The sequence below is a fragment of the Nocardia sp. JCM 38205 genome (genome assembly GCF_058222935.1).
In genome coordinates, this window is record NZ_JBYHFL010000007.1 from 204,955 (window position 1) to 222,499 (window position 17,545).

Below are 17,545 nucleotides of genomic sequence, written 5' to 3' on the forward strand. Positions count from 1 at the left end.
AAAAGGCCCGGACCCAACGGGATCCGGGCCTGGCCCAGCGCTGCGTCGGCCGGCGGGTGGCAGCGAGCCGACCATGCGTCGGCCCCTCGCGACCCGACCGGGTACGCGGAGTGTTTACTGCGCGTCGAACGCGCGGGCACGCAGTGAACGTTCGATGCCCGCCTTGCCCTCACTCACCAACCGCGCCAGCGCGGGCGGACGGTTCTCGGCGAGGAACTTGTCGGCCCTGGCCACCGCGGCCTCGCTGATCTCCCAGGACGGATAGAGCCCGATGACGACGGTCTGCGCGACCTCGCTGGAGCGGCGTTCCCAGACATCGGGGATCTCGGCGAAGTAGCGTTCGACGAAGTCCGACAGCAGCTCACCCTGGCCTGCGGGGGCGAACCCGTTGACGATCGAGCGTGCGGTGATGTTGGGCACCGAATCGTCGCCCATCACCGTCTCCCACGCCTGCTGCTTCACCTCGGCGATGGGCCGGGCGGTCGCGGCGGCGGCGGCCTGGCGCTTGCCCGCCGCGGTCTGGTCGTTGGCCAGTTCCGCGTCGATGGTCGGGGTCTCCACGCCGTCGGCGTCGATCTCGCCGGACGCTGCCAGCGCCGTCACGATGCGCCAGCGCAGATCGGTGTCGACGACCAGCCCGGACAGCCCGACCGAGGCCGGGTCGCCGTCGAGCAGCTCACGCAGCACCTCGGTGTGCCAAGCCGACAGTTTCGCGCCGGTCAGCGCGTTGACGAAGGCCAGCTGATGATCCGAACCCGGCTCGGCCTCGCGGGCCAGCTCCAGCAGCCGGTTGGCGAAGTCGGGCCAGCCGGTCTCGGCCGCCCAGGTGGGGTCGGCGTAGCTGCTGAGGGTGGTGTTGGCCTGCATGAGCAGCCGCTGCACCACGCCGATCTCCGATTCCGCACCCACACCACGCTGGACGAGGGCAACGAAATCGCGGGCCCGCAGCTCGGCCTGGCGGGTCATCTCCCAGGCCGCCGACCAGGCCAGCGTGCGCGGCAGCGGTTCGGCGATATCGGCGATGCGGTTGATCAGCACATCGAGCGAATCGGAGTCCAAGCGGATCGAGCAGTAGGTGAGGTCGTCATCGTTGACCAGTACGAACTTGCCACGCGGCACACCGACCAGCTCGGGCACCTCGGTGCGTTCGGTGGCGTCGAGGTCCAGCTCGACGCGGTGGGTGCGTACCAGTTTGCCGTCGGCGTCGTCGTCGTAGATACCGACCGCGAGCCGATGCACCCGCTGTTCACCGGCGCCCGGGGCGGCACCTTCCTGGATGACGGTGAAGGAGCTGAACTTTCCGTCGGCGTCGACCTCGAAGTCGGGCCGCAGGATGTTCAGGCCGGTGGTCTTGAGCCACTGCGCGCCCCAGGTGGACAGATCGCGCCCCGAGGATTTCTCCAGCGCGGCCAGCAGATCGTCGAAGGTCGCGTTGCCGTAGGCGTGCTCGGCGAAGTAATCGCGCAGACCGGCCAGGAACGGCTCGAGGCCGACGTAGGCCACCAGCTGCTTGAGCACGCTCGCGCCCTTGGCGTAGGTGATGCCGTCGAAGTTCACCTCCACCGCGGCCAGATCCGGGATGTCGGCGGCGATGGGATGGGTGGAGGGCAGCTGGTCCTGACGGTAGGCCCAGGACTTCTCCACATTCGCGAAAGTGGTCCAGGCACTGGTGTATTCGGTGGCCTCGGCCTGGCACAGCACCGAGGCGAAGGTGGCGAACGATTCGTTGAGCCACAGATCGTCCCACCACTTCATGGTGACCAGATCGCCGAACCACATGTGCGCCATCTCGTGCAGCACGGTCTCGGCGCGACGCTCATAGGAGGCGCGGGTGACCTTGGACCGGAAGACGTAGTCCTCGAGGAACGTCACCGCGCCCGCGTTCTCCATCGCGCCGGCGTTGAACTCGGGTACGAACAGCTGGTCGTACTTGCCGAAGGCGTAGGGCACGCCGAAGTTGCGGTGATAGAAGCCGAAGCCCTGCTTGGTTTCGGTGAACAGCCGGTCGGCGTCCATGTGTTCGGCCAGTGAAGCCCGGCAGTAGATGCCCAGCGGGATGCTGCCGTGCTCGTCGGTGTAGACGTCGGTCCACTGCGCGTACGGGCCAGCGATCAGCGCCACCAGGTACGTGCTCATCTTCGGGGTGGTGCGGAACAGGTGGTGGGCCGGATCGGCGGCGATGGTGTCGACCGGCTCACCGTTGGAGATGACCTTCCAGCCGGTCGGGGCCGTCACGCTGAGGGTGAAGGTGGCCTTGAGGTCGGGCTGGTCGAAGCAGGCGAACATACGCTTGGCGTCGGCGGTCTCGAACTGCGAGTAGAGGTACACCGCGTCGTCGGCCGGGTCCACGAACCGGTGCAGGCCCTCGCCGGTATGCGAATACTCGCAGTCGGCCTCCACCACGAGCTCATTGGTGGCCGCGAGATCGGTCAGCGTGATGCCGGTGGACTCGTCGTAGCCGGAGACGTCGATCGGGTTGCCGTTCAGAACCGCCGAGCGGACACCGCGCGCCACGATATCGATGAAGGTGGACGCTCCCGGCGTCGCGGTGAAAGCGACCGTGCTGCGGGAGAAGAACGTCTGCTCGCCCGGGTTACCCGACCCGTCGGTGAGATCGAGTTCGATGCGGTAGTTCTCGACCGAGACGGTCGCGGCGCGCTCGATCGCCTGTTCGCGGGTGAGGTTCGGTGCGGACATCGGACTCCTTCATGGTCGAAGAACTACATATGGGCACGGCGTTCCCCACAATGCCACGTCGGTAAGGTTGCCCGCGCGGTAGTAATTCCGCATCGACAACCATCGACCACGATCGGAGCTACGTCGTGAAGCATGTGCACGCCGGGAAGGTGCGCGACCTGTACGAGGACGGCGACACTCTGCTGCTCGTCGCCTCCGACCGGGTGTCGGTCTACGACGTGGTGCTTCCGACGCCGATCCCGGACAAGGGTGCGCTGCTGACCCAGCTGTCGAACTGGTGGTTCGAGTTCTTCGCCGACGTGCCCAACCATGTGCTGTCCACCAGCGACGTGCCCGCCGAGTTCGGCGCCCGTGCGATCCGGGTGAAGCCGCTGCGGATGATCCAGGTCGAATGCATCGCCCGCGGCTACCTCACCGGATCCGGATTGAAGGAGTACCAGCAGAGCGGGACGGTGTCCGGCATCGCCCTGCCGCCGGGCCTGCGAGACGGTGACCGGCTGCCCGAACCGATTTTCACTCCGTCCACCAAGGCCGCCGAGGGCCACGACATGGCGATCTCCTTCGCCGACGTGGTCGACAAGGAAGGTCGCGAGGTTGCCGAAAAGCTGCGCGATCTGACCCTCGGCATCTACGCGCGCGGGGCCGCGCATGCCGCCGAACGCGGTGTGATCGTGGCCGACACCAAGCTCGAGTTCGGCTGGGACGGTGCCACCCTCACCCTCGGCGACGAGGTCCTCACCTCCGACTCCTCGCGCTTCTGGCCCGCCGACGAATGGGAGCCCGGCCGACCGCAACGCTCCTTCGACAAGCAGTTCGTCCGCGACTGGTCCACCTCCACCGGCTGGGACAAGGAACCGCCGGGGCCGGAGATCCCCGCCGACATCGTCGAGGCGACCCGTAAGAAATACATGGAGGCCTACGAGCTCATCACCGGCAAGACCTGGACGGGATCACCCGCCTGAGCGGGACTCGATCAGTTCCGGTATCGAGCTCGAGCTACGCACCGGGGGTGTGCCTCGCCCTGTTGATCACTGACCGGTGCCGGGCGCACCTGATGGGGTGCGCGTGGCCTCCGTGCGTAGGCGCGCGGCACGGATCGTCAGGTAATCGCGTTCGGCGGTATTCGTGGTGCATCGCGCGGCAGCCGTGTAGTAGGTGATCGCGGCGCCGATATCGCCCGCCATCTCGTGCAGGTGTCCGCGCACAGCGGCCAGCCGGTGGTTGTCGGCGAGCGCGCCGGCGACGGTGTCGGTGACCTCGAGGCCGACGGCGGGGCCGTCCACCATGGCGGTGGCGACCGCACGATTCAACGTCACCATCGGGTTCGGCGCGACACGCTCGAGCAGCCGATACAGCGCCAGCACCCGCTGCCAGTCGGTGGTCTCGGTGGAATCGGCCTGCGCGTGCAGCACCGCGATCGCCGCCTGGATCTGATACGGGCCGCGCAGCCCGTGGTCCAGAGTTGCCGTCGTCAGCCGGACCCCTTCGGCGATCGCCGCGCGGTCCCAGCGGCGGCGATCCTGTTCGGGTAGCGGAATCAGCTCGCCGTGCGGGCCGGTCCTCGCGTCGCGGCGGGCATCGGTGAGCAGCATCAGGGCGAGCAGCCCGCCGACCTCGGGATCGTCGGGCAGGATCCGGTACACCGCGCGGGTCAGCCGGATCGCCTCGGTGGCCAGGTCCGCGCGGCGCAGCCGGTCGCCGGTCATGGCGGTGTGACCCTCGGTGAAGATCAGGTACAGCACATGCAGCACCGCATCGAGGCGCTCGCGCCATTCGTCGTCCGCGGGTGGGGCGAACGGGCGGTCCAGGGCGGCCAGCCGCTTCTTGGCGCGGGTGATCCGCTGCGCCATCGTCGCCTCCGGCAGCAGGAAGGCCCGCGCGATCTCGGCGGTGGTGAGGCCGCCGACGGCCCGCAAGGTCAGCGCGATCGCGCTCGCCGGCGGCAGCGCCGGATGGCAGCACAGGAACAACAGCATCAAGGAGTCGTCCTGAGCGGGAACGGTCTCGGCGGGTTCGGGTTCGCGCAGGGCGACCGTGGTCTCCCGGTTGCGCCGGGCGACCTCCGCGCGCACGGCGTCGGCCATCCGCCGCTGCGCCACCTGGATCAGCCAGCCCCGCGGATTGTCCGGCCTGCCCTCGACCGGCCACTGGGTAGCGGCGGCCAGCAGTGCCTCCTGTAAGGCATCCTCGGCAGTCGGGAAATCGCCGAATCGGCGCACCAGTGCGGCGAGGACCTGCGGCGCCAGCTCACGCAGCAGGTCCTCGGTCGCGCGATCGGAAGCGATCACCGATCGGCAGCAGGTGCGCTCATCACCGCGCGCACCTCGATGTACTCGCCGATGGGCACACCACCGGGGCCGGGTGCGGCCGAGGCTTCGGCGGCGATTTCCAGCGCGCGTTCCGCACTGTCGACGTCGACGAGCCAGTACCCGGCCAGGAACTCCTTGGTCTCCGGGAACGGGCCGTCGGTGACCACCGGCGCCGTGCGGCCGTCATAGCTGACGATCCGTGCCTCCTCGGGCCCGGCCAGGCCCTTGGCATCCACCAGCTCGCCGGCCGCGGCCAGCTTCTCGCCGAGCTTGCGCTGGAAATCGATATGCGCCGCGATGTCCTCCGGCGCCCACTCGTTGATCGGAATATCGCAGTTGGCTGCGCGACCGTAGGTCTTGACCAGCATGTATTTCATATCGGGCTCCTCATTCTCGATGCGTCCGGCGACGTTGTCGTGAACAGGTCGGAGCCGGGCCGGCGGATTCGACACAATGCGACGCGCAGTCGCCCGAGCGCGGCAGCACAGCCCTCAGAAGGGGATCGAGGCATCGGCCAGCCGGTCGGGATCCGCCGGTTCACCGCCGAGGATCAACTGCTTGATGCGGTCGGTGACATCCCAGACGTTCACGTTCATCCCCGCGAGCACCCGGTTGCCCCCATCGAGCCAGAACGCGACGAACTCCCTGGCCGCCAGGTCCCCGCGCACCACGACCCGCTCGTACTCGCCCGGTGCCGTATAGCCGGTGTACTCCATGCCGAGGTCGTATTGATCGGTGAAGAAGTACGGCAGCCGGTCATAGACCGCGTCCTTGCCGAGCATGGTCGCCGCGGCGACCGCGGGCTGATTCAGCGCATTGGCCCAGTGCTCCACCCGAATCCGGCGGCCGAGCAGCGGATGATCCTGTTCGGCGATATCGCCCACCGCGACGATATCGGGGTCGCTGGTCGCCAGATGCGCGTCCACGAGGACACCGGAGTCGACCGCGAGGCCCGCCTCGGCGGCGAGTTCGACGTTCGGCCGGGCACCCACCGCGATCAGGACCGCGTCCGCCTCGACGACAGAGCCGTCACCGAGCCGCACCCCGGTGGCCACCGCGTCACGGGTGACGATCTCGGCCACCTGCGCACCCAACCGCAGGTCCACGCCGTGCGCCCGATGCAGATCGGCGAACACCGCACCCATCTCCGCACCCAGCGCGTTGAGCAGCGGCGCCTCGGCGGCTTCGATGATCGTCACCTCGACCTCGGCCTCGCGCGCGGCGGCGGCCACCTCGAGCCCGATCCAGCCCGCACCGATGATGGCCAGGCGCCGCGCGCTGCGCAGCAACTCGATCAGGGTGTTCGAATCGTCGAGGGTGCGCAGGGTGTACACCTTCTCGGCGTCCGCACCGGGTATGGGCAGGCGGCGCGGGGTGGCGCCGGTGGCAAGGGCCAGCTTGTCGTAGGGCAGGGTGGAACCATCCGGCAGCGCGATCGTCTTGGCGGCCCGGTCGATCGCGGTGACTGCGGTGCCGAGACGCAGATCCACGTTGTGGTCGCGATACCAGGGCTTGTCCTCGACGGTGAATTCGTCGAACGCCTTCTTGCCCGCCAGGTACTCCTTCGACAACGGCGGCCGCTCGTAGGGTAGATGCTCCTCATCGGTCAGCACGGTGATCGTTCCGTCGAAATCGTTGTCGCGCAACGCCTGTGCGACCTTGGCGCCGGCGAGACCGCCACCGACGACGACGAAATGCTGCGCAGAGGTCATACGTGGACTCCTAAACGCCGGGCGAATCGAGCTCCTCGACCTCAGCTTAGGTGCGCGCGGCGCGCCGAAACGCCGAATGCGGGAACGAATCGGGCCGGCCGTTGGTTGTCGGTACGAGAGCGGCCCGGCCGCCGGACAAGTCTGCGATCGAGAGGAATCGACGTGAGCAACACCGCCGTAGATCACCAGGGCAAGGATGTCGCCGACTTCTGGTTCGACCCGCTGTGTCCCTGGTGCTGGATCACCTCACGGTGGATCCTCGAGGTGGAGAAGGTGCGCGATATCGAGACCCGCTTCCACGTCATGAGCCTGGCCGTACTCAACGAAGGCCGCGACCTCCCGCCGGAGTACCAAGAGCTGATGAACAGCGGCTGGGGCCCGGTCCGGGTGGCCATCGCGGCCGCGCGCGAACACGGCGACAAGGTACTCGCCCCGCTCTACACCGCCATGGGAACCAGGATTCACGACCGCAGGGCCGAATACGAGCGCGCCACCACCGCGGAGACACTGGCCGCGGTCATCGCCGACGCGCTCGCCGAAACCGGCCTGCCCGCCGAGCTGGCCGAGGCCGCGCACAGCACCGACTACGACGCGGAGCTGCGCGAAAGCCACCACGCCGGAATGGACAAGGTCGGCAAGGACGTCGGCACCCCGACCATCCACGTCAACGGCGTGGCCTTCTTCGGCCCCGTGCTCTCCCGCATCCCGCGCGGCGAGGACGCGGGCAAGGTCTGGGACGGCGTCGTCGCCCTGGCGTCCTACCCGCACTTCTTCGAGCTGAAGCGCACCCGCACGGAAGACCCTGTGTTCGACTGATCAGGCGACGGGCTTCGGGGGCAGGCTCGGAACCTCTCCGTACGGGCCGTGCGGATGCCGGCCTGGCGGGAATTGTGGGGGAGGGCTCGGGCGCCAGAAGAGGCGGCCGTGCCTACTGCGGTCGCGCAGCGCCCACATCCGCCAGGTCAGCACCGGGTGCGTGGACAGCGCGTTGACGATCCAGACGAAGAAGCCCTTCTCCTGCGCGGCGCGGTCGGCCATCTCGTCGAAACCGACCATGGTGTTCATGTACTTGCCCGCGGCGAGGGTGCCCATGGCCGCGCGGGCGCCCTCGTGCCGGTTGCAGAACCCGTGATTGTCGGCGGTGTATTCCTGCGAGCGGATCAGTGAGCTGCCGATGATCGGCAGGAACGGCACCAGGAACATGCCGAGCTGACGCCAATACGAGGTATGCCCGGCCGCGATATGCCCGACCTCGTGGCCGATGATGAACGCCAGCGCGTCCGGTTCGCGAGCGGCGCCGCCGATTTCGAACAGGTCGCTGTAGACCACCACGAACCGGCGGAATCCGTGGCCGGACGCGAAGGCGTTGATCTGGCCGTTGCCGAGCACCACATAGGCATCGGGTGCCTTGGCCATGCCGAAACGCGCCGCCGCCTCCTGCACCAACCGGTAGCCCTCCGGGAATTGGGTCGGCGACATCTTCACCCCGTTGACCCGCTGGGTCGCGTAGTTCACGCCACGGCCGAACCAGATCAGGATCGGCGCGAACACCAGGGCGAGGATGTATTCGTTCACGTTGCCGAACACCAGCAGCAGCGCCGCGAACAGGTACGCCAGCGCCGTCAATGCCACCACCACGATGAGCAGCGGGATCTCCCACAGATGCCGCGCGGGCATACCGAACGGCGAGAGCCCCCGCGGCAGGCTGCCCGGCGGAACGGCGGGCGGCACCGGCGCGGACCCGTAGGCCGGATACCCGGCGCCGGGATAGCCGGATGGCATCCCCGGGTAGGGCGCCGACGGATACGCCGTCGGTGGGGCGGTCTGCGGAGGCTGCGGCACCTCGCTCGATTCGGACCCGGACGAGGAACCCTGCGGCGCGTTCTTGCGCAACCACTCTGGCTGCCCCCCGGATTGATCGGCCTGCGGACGCTGCGGCGGCTGAGGATCGATCGGTTGCATGGACGCCCACTCTATTCAGATCGAGCCCGTCGAGTCGGGTCGCCGACGCCCTCGAAGCCCGGTGTGGCCACCGCCACAGCCCATCCTCGCCGCACTGGATGGCGGGCAGGCACAACCCCGCCAACACCCTCGACGGAGCCGCATCGCAGCGCGGATAGGATTCCACCCATGCGCGTATACCTTGGTGCCGACCATGCCGGTTTCGAACTGAAGAATCACGTCAAGGCCCATCTCGAGCAGGCGGGCCACGAGGTCGTCGACTGCGGCGCCCTCGAATACGACGCGCTCGACGACTACCCGGCCTTCTGCATCGAAGCCGCGCGGCGCACCGTCGCCGACCCCGGCAGCCTCGGGCTGGTCTTCGGTGGCAGCGGCAACGGCGAGCAGATCGCCGCCAACAAGGTGCCCGGTGCGCGCTGTGCGCTGGCCTGGAGCGTCGAGACCGCCAAGCTCGCCCGCGAGCACAACAACGCTCAGCTGATCGGTATCGGCGGCCGCATGCACTCCACCGAGGAAGCTCTGGCCATCGTCGACGCGTTCATCAGCACCCCGTGGTCGGAGGAAGCGCGCCACCAGCGCCGCATCGACATCCTCGCCGAATACGAGAAGACCGGCGTCGCGCCCGCGCTGCCCGGCCAGTAGACCGAACGTATTCGACAGTGCCCGAGGGTCATACGCTGCACCGCCTGGCGAAGCTGCATCAGCGGCGGCTGGCAGGCGGTGTGGTGCGGGTGTCGAGCCCGCAGGGCAAGTTCGCCGACGGCGCCGCGCGGGTGGACCGGCAGGTCATGGTCCGGTCCGAGGCCTGGGGTAAACATCTGCTGCACCACTATGAATCCGGGCTGGTCGTGCACGTGCACCTCGGTTTGTACGGCAGCTTCACCGAATCGGCGATGCCGATGGGGGAGCCGGTCGGGCAGGTCCGGATGCGGCTGGCCGGCGCCGATTTCGGCACCGACCTGCGCGGGCCCACCGCCTGCGAGGTGCTGACCGCCCCCGAGGTCGGCGCGCTCGTCGACCGGCTCGGTCCCGATCCGCTGCGCCGCTGCGCCGATCCGGAGCGGGCCTGGCGCCGGATTCATCGCTCCCGCAGGCCGATCGGCTCGCTGCTGATGGACCAGCAGGTCATCGCGGGCGTCGGCAACGTCTACCGTGCCGAGGTCCTCTACCGGCACGGCATCGCACCGCAGCGGCCGGGCACCGCGCTGTCCCGCGATGAATGGGACGCGATGTGGGCGGATCTGGTGCAGCTGATGCGGGTGGGGGTGCGCCGCGGGAAGATGCATGTGGTGCGGCCGGAACACGATCACGGTGAACCGTCCTACGCGCCGGATCGGCCGCGCACCTACGTCTATCGCCGCGCCGGTGCACCCTGCCGGATCTGCGGTACGCCGGTAGCTCATTCGGTGCTGGAGGGGCGAAACCTCTTCTGGTGCCCGGCATGTCAGCCCGGCTGAGCGGCCGGTAGCCTAGTCGCCCGACTGCCGTCGGCTCCACCGATTCGCTCCGCGTGTCGCATGATCCGCGGGTGTCGTGTCGGCTTTTCAACCGGCGACGGCCGCTCCCATCTCCGCTTCGTCGGCATCGGCCAGCGCGAAACGACGCCCGCCCGCCGTCTTGGCCGAATACATCGCCCGGTCGGCGCGCCGCAGCAGATCGGTGAAATCGCATGGGCTGCCGGGCGGTGAGTACGCCGTGCCGACGCTCGCCGACACCGGCACCGGACCCGCGGACGACCACACCGGATCGCGCAGTGCGGCCACGATGCGATGTGCGAGATCGCCGAGGTTGTTGCGCGGCGGATTGGTGGCGAGCACGAATTCGTCACCGCCGTAGCGGCAGATGACGGTATCGGGCGGGCACACCTCACGCAGCCGGTTCGCCAGGTCGACCAGCACCTCGTCGCCCACGGCGTGTCCGTAACCGTCGTTGATCTGTTTGAAGCGGTCCAGATCGATCAGCAGCAGCCCGATTCCGCGCGTGGGATCCGCGGCCATCAATCGCACCCGATCTTGCAGCAGCGTGCGATTGGCGAGGTCGGTCAGCGCATCGTGGGTCGCCTCGTGGCGCAGCCGGTGCTGCAGGGCGGCGATCTCCTGCACCCGCACCGAGACCGCCGCCGAGATGTGCTGTTCCTGCTGGGCCAGCGCACGCTCCTGCAAGGCCTGGGCATAGCTGTCGATGGCCTGGCTGGCCACGAAGGGCCACCTGGTCGCCGTCAGCGAGCCGGGCGGGCCCGCGCGGAAGCCGAGCAGCGTGCGAGTCGCCTGGGCGAGCATGCGAATTCGTTCCAACGGCGCCTCGGCCAGCCGCGCACCGAGCATTCGGGCTTCGAGCACCGGAAACGGTTCGGATCCGGCCAGTTCGAGCAGGCGCTCGATGATCTCGATCAGAACAGGTTCCAGCTGTTGTGGGGCCGCCTCGACTCCGGGCTCGGCGCAGACCGTGCGCGCCCATGCCCGTGCGGTCGCGGCGACCGGTGGTCGGTCCTCAGCCGGCATGGCGCTCACCGGACACAGGTGACGACTCCGCGCGGGCTCCCCGATCCGAGCCCGACACCGGCGTCGCACCGGTCGTTCTCACTGCTACGCGGATGGTCCACCTCGTCGGGTGCACGCTCACCGCCCCCTTTCCAGATACCCCCGTCCGGCAAAAAGGATCCTAGCAAGCCGATCGGCCTCGAAAAACGGCGTTCTGCAACGAGTTCTCGGTGCGTAGCCACGGGCGATCGGGTATGTGATCGCTGTGCGGCCGCGAGTGTTACACAACACTTCCGGTTAGCTCGAAAATCGCCGGAAGGCAGTCGCGGCGGGACCCGTGTGCCGGAGCGGGGGGCTGATTGGCGTTACCGGAGGCGGGTTCGGTACAGTCGCTCATGCACACGACATCGTGGCGATCCCATCGATGTCGTATGCCTGCGGGTGTAGTTCAATGGTAGAACCTCAGCCTTCCAAGCTGATGGTGCGGGTTCGATTCCCGTCACCCGCTCACACGCAATATGCTCGCCCCTGGCGAGGCCTCGGGGTGTAGCGCAGCTTGGTAGCGCATCCGCTTTGGGAGCGGAGGGTCGCAGGTTCAAATCCTGTCACCCCGACCATCGAAATAAGCCCCTGACCAGTGTGGCCAGGGGCTTTCTGCGGTCGAGGTCAGACGCCGTCGGTGGCCATCGGCGCCGGCAGTTCCGCATGCCGGGCAAACGCCTGATCGATCAGCTCGGAGGCGGCTCGGGTGGCGATCAGGCGGGCGATGGCGAGATCGGTTTCGAGCTTGGTCCGGTCCTTGGGGGTGCGGTCCGACTGTTCGTAGCTCTGGCCTGCCAGCAGGTAGAAGACCTCCGAGGCGTACCGGTCGGCGATGCGGTCGCAATCGGCGCGCAGCCGCTCGACGAACTGGAAGGTCGCGTCCACCGCGAGCCCGGCGTCGCTGAGCCGGGTCGCCAGATCGCAGCAACGTGGATTGGTCACCCGGTAGGCGTCGAGTGGGTCGTCGCTGGCGGCCAGCGCCTGTTTCACGTAATCCGGTAGCTCGGGTTGCGGCTCGCGTTCCTTCGGCTCGTCGGCCGGTCGGGGGCCGGGCGCCGGCTCGGCGGCCGGCTGATCGGCGACCCCGAGTACGTCGGCGAGTCCGTCGCCGCGATCCCAGGCATCGAGCAGTTCGCGGATGCCGTTGAGCTTCATGCCGCGCCCGAGTAGGCGGCTGATCGTTTGCAGCCGGTTCAAGTGGTCGGACCCGTAGTAGCCGATCCGTCCCCGAACATCGGGCGACGGCAAGAGCCCCCGTTCGTGGTACACGCGCACGCTGCGCACGGTGGTATCGGCTACCCGCGCCAGTTCGTCGATCGTGTACTCCGCCTCTGCTGCCATGCCTACTAGGAAACCACAATCGTGCCCGTAGAAAAACGGACCGTGGCGAAATGTGCCGTTACATGCCGGTACGGAAGGTAACTAGTTGATCAATGTCCCGTTACCTGACGGCAGATTCGCTTGCCCCGAGACGAACCGTCGGTTAACGTGCGTTGACCGGCTCTCGAGCTGGTTTCCGGAGACTGTCGAGCAGCTCCGATGACTCCCCAGCGCTCTCGCGCGACCACGGACACGCGGATATCGGCGTGCCCTCGGCTTCCCGGAGATTTCCATGACAACTGCTCGGACGAATCTGCTCGACCGCGATGATCTCGCGGCACCGCGGATCACCACCATTCCCGCCAGGTCCACCACTCGCCCACCATGCGCGGACACTCCCGACAACTGGGATCTGGACGCGGGCACGCCCGAAGCGTGGCGGACCGCGGTGAGCACCTGTAGTGGGTGCCCGGTGCTGGCGCAATGCCGGCAATTGGCGGAAATGCTCATCGCCCGTGGCGATTACCCGCGTTCGATGATCTGGGCCGGAACCGCGTACGACGCTTCCGGTCATGTGGTAGACGACTTGGACAAACACCGTGTCGCGGCGCTGGACAACAAGCGTCCGATGCGGATCATCCGAAATGGTCCACGTCCGAGCCGGATCGAATCAGCGACCGGCGCGCCGCGTCGGCACCTGGTTCTCGGGCGACCACTTCGGCCGACCGGGACCGGCGCACACTGATCATCCGGCCTCGTTGTCAGGGCCGGACATGTTGTAGGAGAACGTAGTTCATGACCTTTGTGGCATTGGAAATCGGCACGTCCAGGTTCGCGGCCACCCGCGTGGATCCGGACGAGGGACTGATGGAGATCCATGAGATCCCGGTGCCTGCTCGTGCCGCATGGGATCGTTGCGCTGAACTACTCGCCGAGGTCGTCGCCGGTGGCGACGTTGTCGGCGTCGGCATCGCCTCCACCGGGCCGATCGATATGGCCGCGGGTGTCGTTGCGCCGAGCGACGTTTCGGACTGGCAGTCGGGGTTCGGCATCCTCGGCGCGGTGGAGGAGATGTTTCCCGGAGCGGGAATTCAGCTCGCTCTGGACGGGGTTTGCCTGGCGTTGGCCGAACGGTACCTCGGCGCCACCGCCGAGGTACCGGACGCGCTCTCGATCTCGGTCTCGGATCGGATCGCGGGTGGCGTGCAGGTCGGCGGTTTGACCGTGGTCGGACGTACCGGCAACGGCGGGCACATCGGTCACGTTCTCGTGCCCGGCTTCGACGACGTCTGCGACTGCGGCGGCAGGGGCTGCCTCGAGGCTGTCGCCGGTGGTAAATCGGCTGCTCGCTGGGCGCGGGCGAACGGCTGGAGCGGTGAGGGTACCGCGCAGTTGGTCGCGGACGCCGCCGCGGGTCAGGAGGTCGCGGTGGCTGCTCTCAACCGTGCCGGAACCGCGCTGGGCCAGGCCATTTCCTCGGTGACGGCACTGCTGGACATCGATCTCGTGGTGTTGAGCGGGAGCCTCGCCGAACCCGGCTCGGCGCTGTGGAAACCCATGAACGCCGCCGTGGCGACGCATGCCCGGCTCAGCTTCCTGCCCGGCTTGCGGGTGGTGGCCTCGGACCTGGGGGACAACGCCATTCTGTGCGGTGCCGGGGTCCTGGCGCTGTCGGCGCAGGGCTGATCCCCGAGAGGTCGTAACTCTCCGTCACGTGACACGGAATTCGCATGGCGTAGTTCGCTGTTGACTTCGCCATGGCCGGCAGTCGAACACGCGGTTCCCTCGAAGTGAATCACTCGTTTGGCAACGCTCACGTCCAGTTGTGCGGCACACTGGGTGAACAGGCTTGCGAAAGCCCATTGAACGGCCCGCTATATAACGGTACATTGTGCAGTGTGACAACGGTGCGTTCGGGAAGTCCATCCGAGGTGCGCACGTGGTACTGGCGAGTCGGATGAGGGAAGTAGCGCAGTGATCCCGTGGGTGACGGTCGAAACATTGGCGCCGGACGTTCAGACGGTGGCATCGGTGGGGGACGAAGCTCGGGGGTTCGCGGGGTGGAGACGCGTCTTGCAGCGCATTCTGTCGAAAACGCCTGCGCTCTATGACAGTCTGTCCACCCGTGGCATCGGTGAGGCGCTCGACGCGGCACAGAAGCTGGCCGAGGACGTCGACCTGACGATCCCCACTGCCTCCGGGCCGCATCGGCTGTTGATCCGGCCGGTCTTCGGTCCGGCCCGGCAGGTGCACGCGCTGCGGATCTGGCTCGGCCCCGGTGCCGAAAAGGTGCCGGAGCTGCGCCGGGCGGTCGGCGTGACCTGGGATCTGGACGCGCAGATGATCTGCCAGCCCAACAGCATCTCGGGCCTACCGGGAATGGTGGCCGAAGAGTACGTCCCGCGGATCTCGCTGGCCGAGGTGTTTCATCGTTTCACCGGCTTCGACCTGCACGCTGAGGTGCTCTCGCTGCTCTACGGGCCGCGAGCGGGCGACAAACTCCAATTCGAGACCGCCGTCCGGACCGGTACCGGCGCTCCGGCGAAACTGCTGATCACCATCCGTGCCAGGGACGATGCGCAGGCCCGTGGCGCGTGGTTGCTGATCGAGGACATCACCTCCGAGACCACGACGGTGAGCGCGCCGACGCTAGAGCATGTCGGTTTGCGGGAGGCGCACCGCCGGGCGGGCACGCATCTGGCGGTCATCCAGATCTCGCACGCCAGCATCGCGCATTGGCTCACCGATCCGGCGCCATGGATCCGATGGGACTACCTGTTCCGGCCGGTCGATGTGTTCCACCCGGACGATCGCGCCCGGTTGCCGATGATCGCCGACCGGCTGCTCGCGGGCGAATCCGCCGGCTTGACGATGCGCACACTCGACTACGGCGGCGAGTACCAGTCGACCTCGCTGCTGCTGCACCCGTATCCGGGTACCAAACACCGTGATCTTGCCATCGGACAGCTCGTGCGGGCCGCCGGTGAGCGGCCCATGCTCGACGATTCTCGCTACGGTCTGCCGATGCACCGGGTGCGGACCCCGATCGGCTATGACCATCAACTGCGGCACTGGCTGGCGGGTCGGCAGAATCACAGTCCTGCATTCTGACCGACTCCCCAAGCGTGGGAATGGGTGGCGGGTCGGAATCGGCGATGCTCTCTACGATTTCGACTGTGCGCACACTGGCCGGTAGCTCGGTGGATTCGGGCGAAGCGTTGCTTCGCCGGATGGCCGCGCGCCGCCGCCGCGACAATGCGGTCATCGCCGTGCTCGCCGTCTTGGCGGTGCTCGGCGGTGGTCATGCGATCTTCAGTTTCCTGTTCAGCAAACCCGTTCCGGACACCAGCGGTCAGGAAGCGGTCACCATTGTCGGCCGGGCACAGCTCGCCGGCACCTTCGCCCAAGAATTCGTGGTCACCTACTTGAGTTCGAACGACAGCCAGAAGGAGCGGCTGGCCGAGTTCGTCGCAGACAGCTCACGGCTGCGACTACCGAAAACCGGACGCCAGGTGACCGATTCATCGGTCGTGTTCGTCCGGCGCACCGATGTGCAGGGTGGCCTCGATATCTGGACCGTCACGGTGTCGGTGCGCCTCGGCGGTTCCGGGAACACCGCGGGCGCCAGGCAGTTCTATCGCGTCGCGGTCTCGCTGACCGACGGCAGGCTGCGGGCGCTCGGATTGCCTGCGGCGGTGACCCCGCCGGGACGCGGCCTCGATCTGGCCACCACCTACAAGACCACCTGCCCGGTCGATGCGCCGGTCTCCACGGTGGCCTCCGGTTTCCTCGGTGCGTTCCTCACCGGTTCGGGCGACATCACCCGATACATCGCGCAGGGTTCTGGCATCACCGCGCTGGCCCCGCCGCCGTACACGAAGGCCGATCTGGTCTCCGTCGATGCCGACGATTCGAGTTGCGGTAAAAGCGGTTCGAAGATCCGGGTGCTGGCTTCGGTGGCCCCCTCGGCCTCGGGAGCAGAGGTGGCCGTCCTGGAATATCCGCTGACCATGATCAACAACGGCGGCCAATGGCAGGTCCAGACGATGGACCAGGTCCCCGCGCTCGCCACGCCCTTTGCCGTGATCGCCGAAGGCTCGAAGGAGCAGGCGGCCGGCCCCACCACGTCAGCGCCGCCCTCCACGGCGGCGATCCCACCAGCGACGCACAAGTGATCGGCGAAATGAGTGCACAATGGGTAGCAATCTGACCGGCGTTTTGCTGGTAATCCTGCAGTTCGTCCGCGCCGCCGGACTCATCCTGATCGCCATCATCGGCATCGGCACCCTCATCAGCGAGGGCGCCAAATCCAAACTGTCACCCGCCAAGGTGCTGACGGTGGCAGGCTCGGCCATCCTGGCCGGCGTGCTGATCTGGCTGCTCCCCACCCTGATCAATCACGCGCGCTGGGAAGTGAACACGGTGGTCCCCGATTCCCCGGTGGGCGCGTACTGATGGCTCAGGTCATCAAGGTATTCACGCCGATCAAGCGTGTGCCGGTGGTGGTCGGCAAGGCCCAGAACGGACAGAAGCTCCCCTTCGGCCCGTACACGTTGCCGCAGGTCGGGGCTGGTGTGGTGGTGATGACGGTGACGGGAACGTTCGCCATGAGTCTGCCGGTCAATCCGGCGGTGACCTTCTTCGCGGGCACGGCTGTCGCGATTCTCGCGGTGTTCTTGTTCGGGTTGATCCCCTACACCGGCGTCCGACTGACATCGCGGGCCCTGTGGTTCGCCCGGCTCATCTTCATCCGCAAGCCGGTATCGGCGTCGGGGATGCCGGTGACGGAGGAGTCGTCACGGAATACGGTGTTCGTATCGGAGACGGTGGTGGTGGTGTTTCCCGATCGACCCGCGCGTGAGATGCGGCCGCAACCAGCGCTTCCGTCCGGCGGCTGGCTGCGTGAACTGGTGGATGGCAATCGGAAGCTGGTCTCGGGCAATGGTGCAGGAGCGGTCTGATGGGGCTGGGACAAGATCTACAGCCGACCGCAGCGATCCGGGGGAACCTACAGTTCACCACC

Annotated in this window: 17 protein-coding genes and 2 tRNA genes; 12 read left to right on the forward strand and 7 right to left on the reverse strand. The window is 67.6% G+C overall.

The genetic code is table 11. The features are described from left to right. Positions 1 to 114 precede the first annotated feature (114 nt). Positions 115 to 2,697 carry an aminopeptidase N gene (gene pepN / locus AC4HOU_RS24820; RefSeq protein ID WP_194989404.1) on the reverse strand — a complete coding sequence of 861 codons (2,583 nt, stop codon included), beginning with the start codon at positions 2,695 to 2,697 and terminating at the stop codon, positions 115 to 117. A gap of 125 nt (positions 2,698 to 2,822) precedes the next feature. Between pepN and AC4HOU_RS24825 the strand changes: the two genes are divergently transcribed. Continuing rightward, positions 2,823 to 3,659, forward strand: a complete 837-nt coding sequence (locus AC4HOU_RS24825) for a phosphoribosylaminoimidazolesuccinocarboxamide synthase (RefSeq protein WP_194989405.1) — start codon at positions 2,823 to 2,825, stop codon at positions 3,657 to 3,659. 66 nt (positions 3,660 to 3,725) lie between these two features. Here the strand turns inward: AC4HOU_RS24825 and AC4HOU_RS24830 are convergent, their stop codons facing one another. From AC4HOU_RS24830 to AC4HOU_RS24840, 3 genes are all read right to left on the reverse strand, one after another. Continuing rightward, positions 3,726 to 4,985: an RNA polymerase sigma factor gene (locus AC4HOU_RS24830; protein WP_194989406.1), complete on the reverse strand. Its 1,260-nt coding sequence runs from the start codon at positions 4,983 to 4,985 to the stop codon at positions 3,726 to 3,728. Further along, entirely contained in the window at positions 4,982 to 5,383 is a 402-nt protein-coding gene (locus tag AC4HOU_RS24835) for a YciI family protein (RefSeq protein ID WP_163814799.1), read from the reverse strand. The genes AC4HOU_RS24830 and AC4HOU_RS24835 overlap by 4 nt, the downstream gene beginning before the upstream one ends. A gap of 114 nt (positions 5,384 to 5,497) precedes the next feature. After that, positions 5,498 to 6,718, reverse strand: coding sequence for an NAD(P)/FAD-dependent oxidoreductase (locus tag AC4HOU_RS24840; protein WP_490725391.1), 1,221 nt, complete (start codon positions 6,716 to 6,718; stop codon positions 5,498 to 5,500). Positions 6,719 to 6,880: 162 nt separating this feature from the next. Here AC4HOU_RS24840 and AC4HOU_RS24845 point away from each other — a divergent pair, with 162 nt between their 5' ends. Continuing rightward, entirely contained in the window at positions 6,881 to 7,534 is a 654-nt protein-coding gene (locus AC4HOU_RS24845) for a mycothiol-dependent nitroreductase Rv2466c family protein (protein ID WP_163814797.1), read from the forward strand. Here AC4HOU_RS24845 and AC4HOU_RS24850 read toward each other — a convergent pair whose 3' ends face one another. Next, complete coding sequence (locus AC4HOU_RS24850) at positions 7,535 to 8,500, reverse strand: M48 family metallopeptidase (RefSeq protein ID WP_490725426.1); 966 nt, start codon at positions 8,498 to 8,500, stop codon at positions 7,535 to 7,537. A gap of 348 nt (positions 8,501 to 8,848) precedes the next feature. On the opposite strand from AC4HOU_RS24850, the gene AC4HOU_RS24855 reads away from it, so the two are divergent. Together AC4HOU_RS24855 and AC4HOU_RS24860 are read left to right on the forward strand one after the other, a co-directional pair. Continuing rightward, entirely contained in the window at positions 8,849 to 9,322 is a 474-nt protein-coding gene (locus tag AC4HOU_RS24855) for a ribose-5-phosphate isomerase (protein WP_014349601.1), read from the forward strand. A gap of 17 nt (positions 9,323 to 9,339) precedes the next feature. Further along, positions 9,340 to 10,137, forward strand: coding sequence for an Fpg/Nei family DNA glycosylase (locus AC4HOU_RS24860; RefSeq protein WP_490725392.1), 798 nt, complete (start codon positions 9,340 to 9,342; stop codon positions 10,135 to 10,137). An 87-nt stretch (positions 10,138 to 10,224) separates the two neighbouring features. On the opposite strand, the gene AC4HOU_RS24865 is transcribed toward AC4HOU_RS24860, so the two are convergent. Further along, complete coding sequence (locus AC4HOU_RS24865) at positions 10,225 to 11,181, reverse strand: GGDEF domain-containing protein (protein ID WP_036534474.1); 957 nt, start codon at positions 11,179 to 11,181, stop codon at positions 10,225 to 10,227. A 416-nt stretch (positions 11,182 to 11,597) separates the two neighbouring features. Between AC4HOU_RS24865 and AC4HOU_RS24870 the strand changes: the two genes are divergently transcribed. Both AC4HOU_RS24870 and AC4HOU_RS24875 read left to right on the forward strand, forming a co-directional pair. Beyond that, positions 11,598 to 11,668 (forward strand) — tRNA-Gly (locus tag AC4HOU_RS24870). A 32-nt stretch (positions 11,669 to 11,700) separates the two neighbouring features. Beyond that, positions 11,701 to 11,777 (forward strand) — tRNA-Pro (locus tag AC4HOU_RS24875). 49 nt (positions 11,778 to 11,826) lie between these two features. Here AC4HOU_RS24875 and AC4HOU_RS24880 read toward each other — a convergent pair. After that, a complete protein-coding gene (locus AC4HOU_RS24880; RefSeq protein ID WP_163814794.1) occupies positions 11,827 to 12,543 on the reverse strand; it encodes a MerR family transcriptional regulator in 717 nt (238 codons plus the stop codon). A 271-nt stretch (positions 12,544 to 12,814) separates the two neighbouring features. On the opposite strand from AC4HOU_RS24880, the gene AC4HOU_RS24885 reads away from it, so the two are divergent. From AC4HOU_RS24885 to AC4HOU_RS24910, 6 genes are all read left to right on the forward strand, one after another. Beyond that, a complete protein-coding gene (locus AC4HOU_RS24885; RefSeq protein WP_163814793.1) occupies positions 12,815 to 13,267 on the forward strand; it encodes a hypothetical protein in 453 nt (150 codons plus the stop codon). Between the two features lie 50 nt (positions 13,268 to 13,317). Then, positions 13,318 to 14,208, forward strand: coding sequence for an ROK family protein (locus AC4HOU_RS24890; RefSeq protein WP_195007225.1), 891 nt, complete (start codon positions 13,318 to 13,320; stop codon positions 14,206 to 14,208). Positions 14,209 to 14,508: 300 nt separating this feature from the next. Then, positions 14,509 to 15,633, forward strand: coding sequence for a GAF domain-containing protein (locus AC4HOU_RS24895; protein ID WP_280212642.1), 1,125 nt, complete (start codon positions 14,509 to 14,511; stop codon positions 15,631 to 15,633). Between the two features lie 65 nt (positions 15,634 to 15,698). Continuing rightward, on the forward strand, positions 15,699 to 16,697 hold the full coding sequence (locus tag AC4HOU_RS24900) for a conjugal transfer protein (protein ID WP_280499237.1): 999 nt from the start codon (positions 15,699 to 15,701) through the stop codon (positions 16,695 to 16,697). A 19-nt stretch (positions 16,698 to 16,716) separates the two neighbouring features. Then, positions 16,717 to 16,977, forward strand: a complete 261-nt coding sequence (locus AC4HOU_RS24905; protein ID WP_014349609.1) for a hypothetical protein — start codon at positions 16,717 to 16,719, stop codon at positions 16,975 to 16,977. After that, the gene (locus AC4HOU_RS24910; protein ID WP_194990374.1) at positions 16,977 to 17,483 is read left to right on the forward strand and encodes a hypothetical protein; all 507 of its coding nucleotides are present in this window, start codon (positions 16,977 to 16,979) and stop codon (positions 17,481 to 17,483) included. The genes AC4HOU_RS24905 and AC4HOU_RS24910 overlap by 1 nt, the downstream gene beginning before the upstream one ends. Positions 17,484 to 17,545 lie beyond the last annotated feature (62 nt).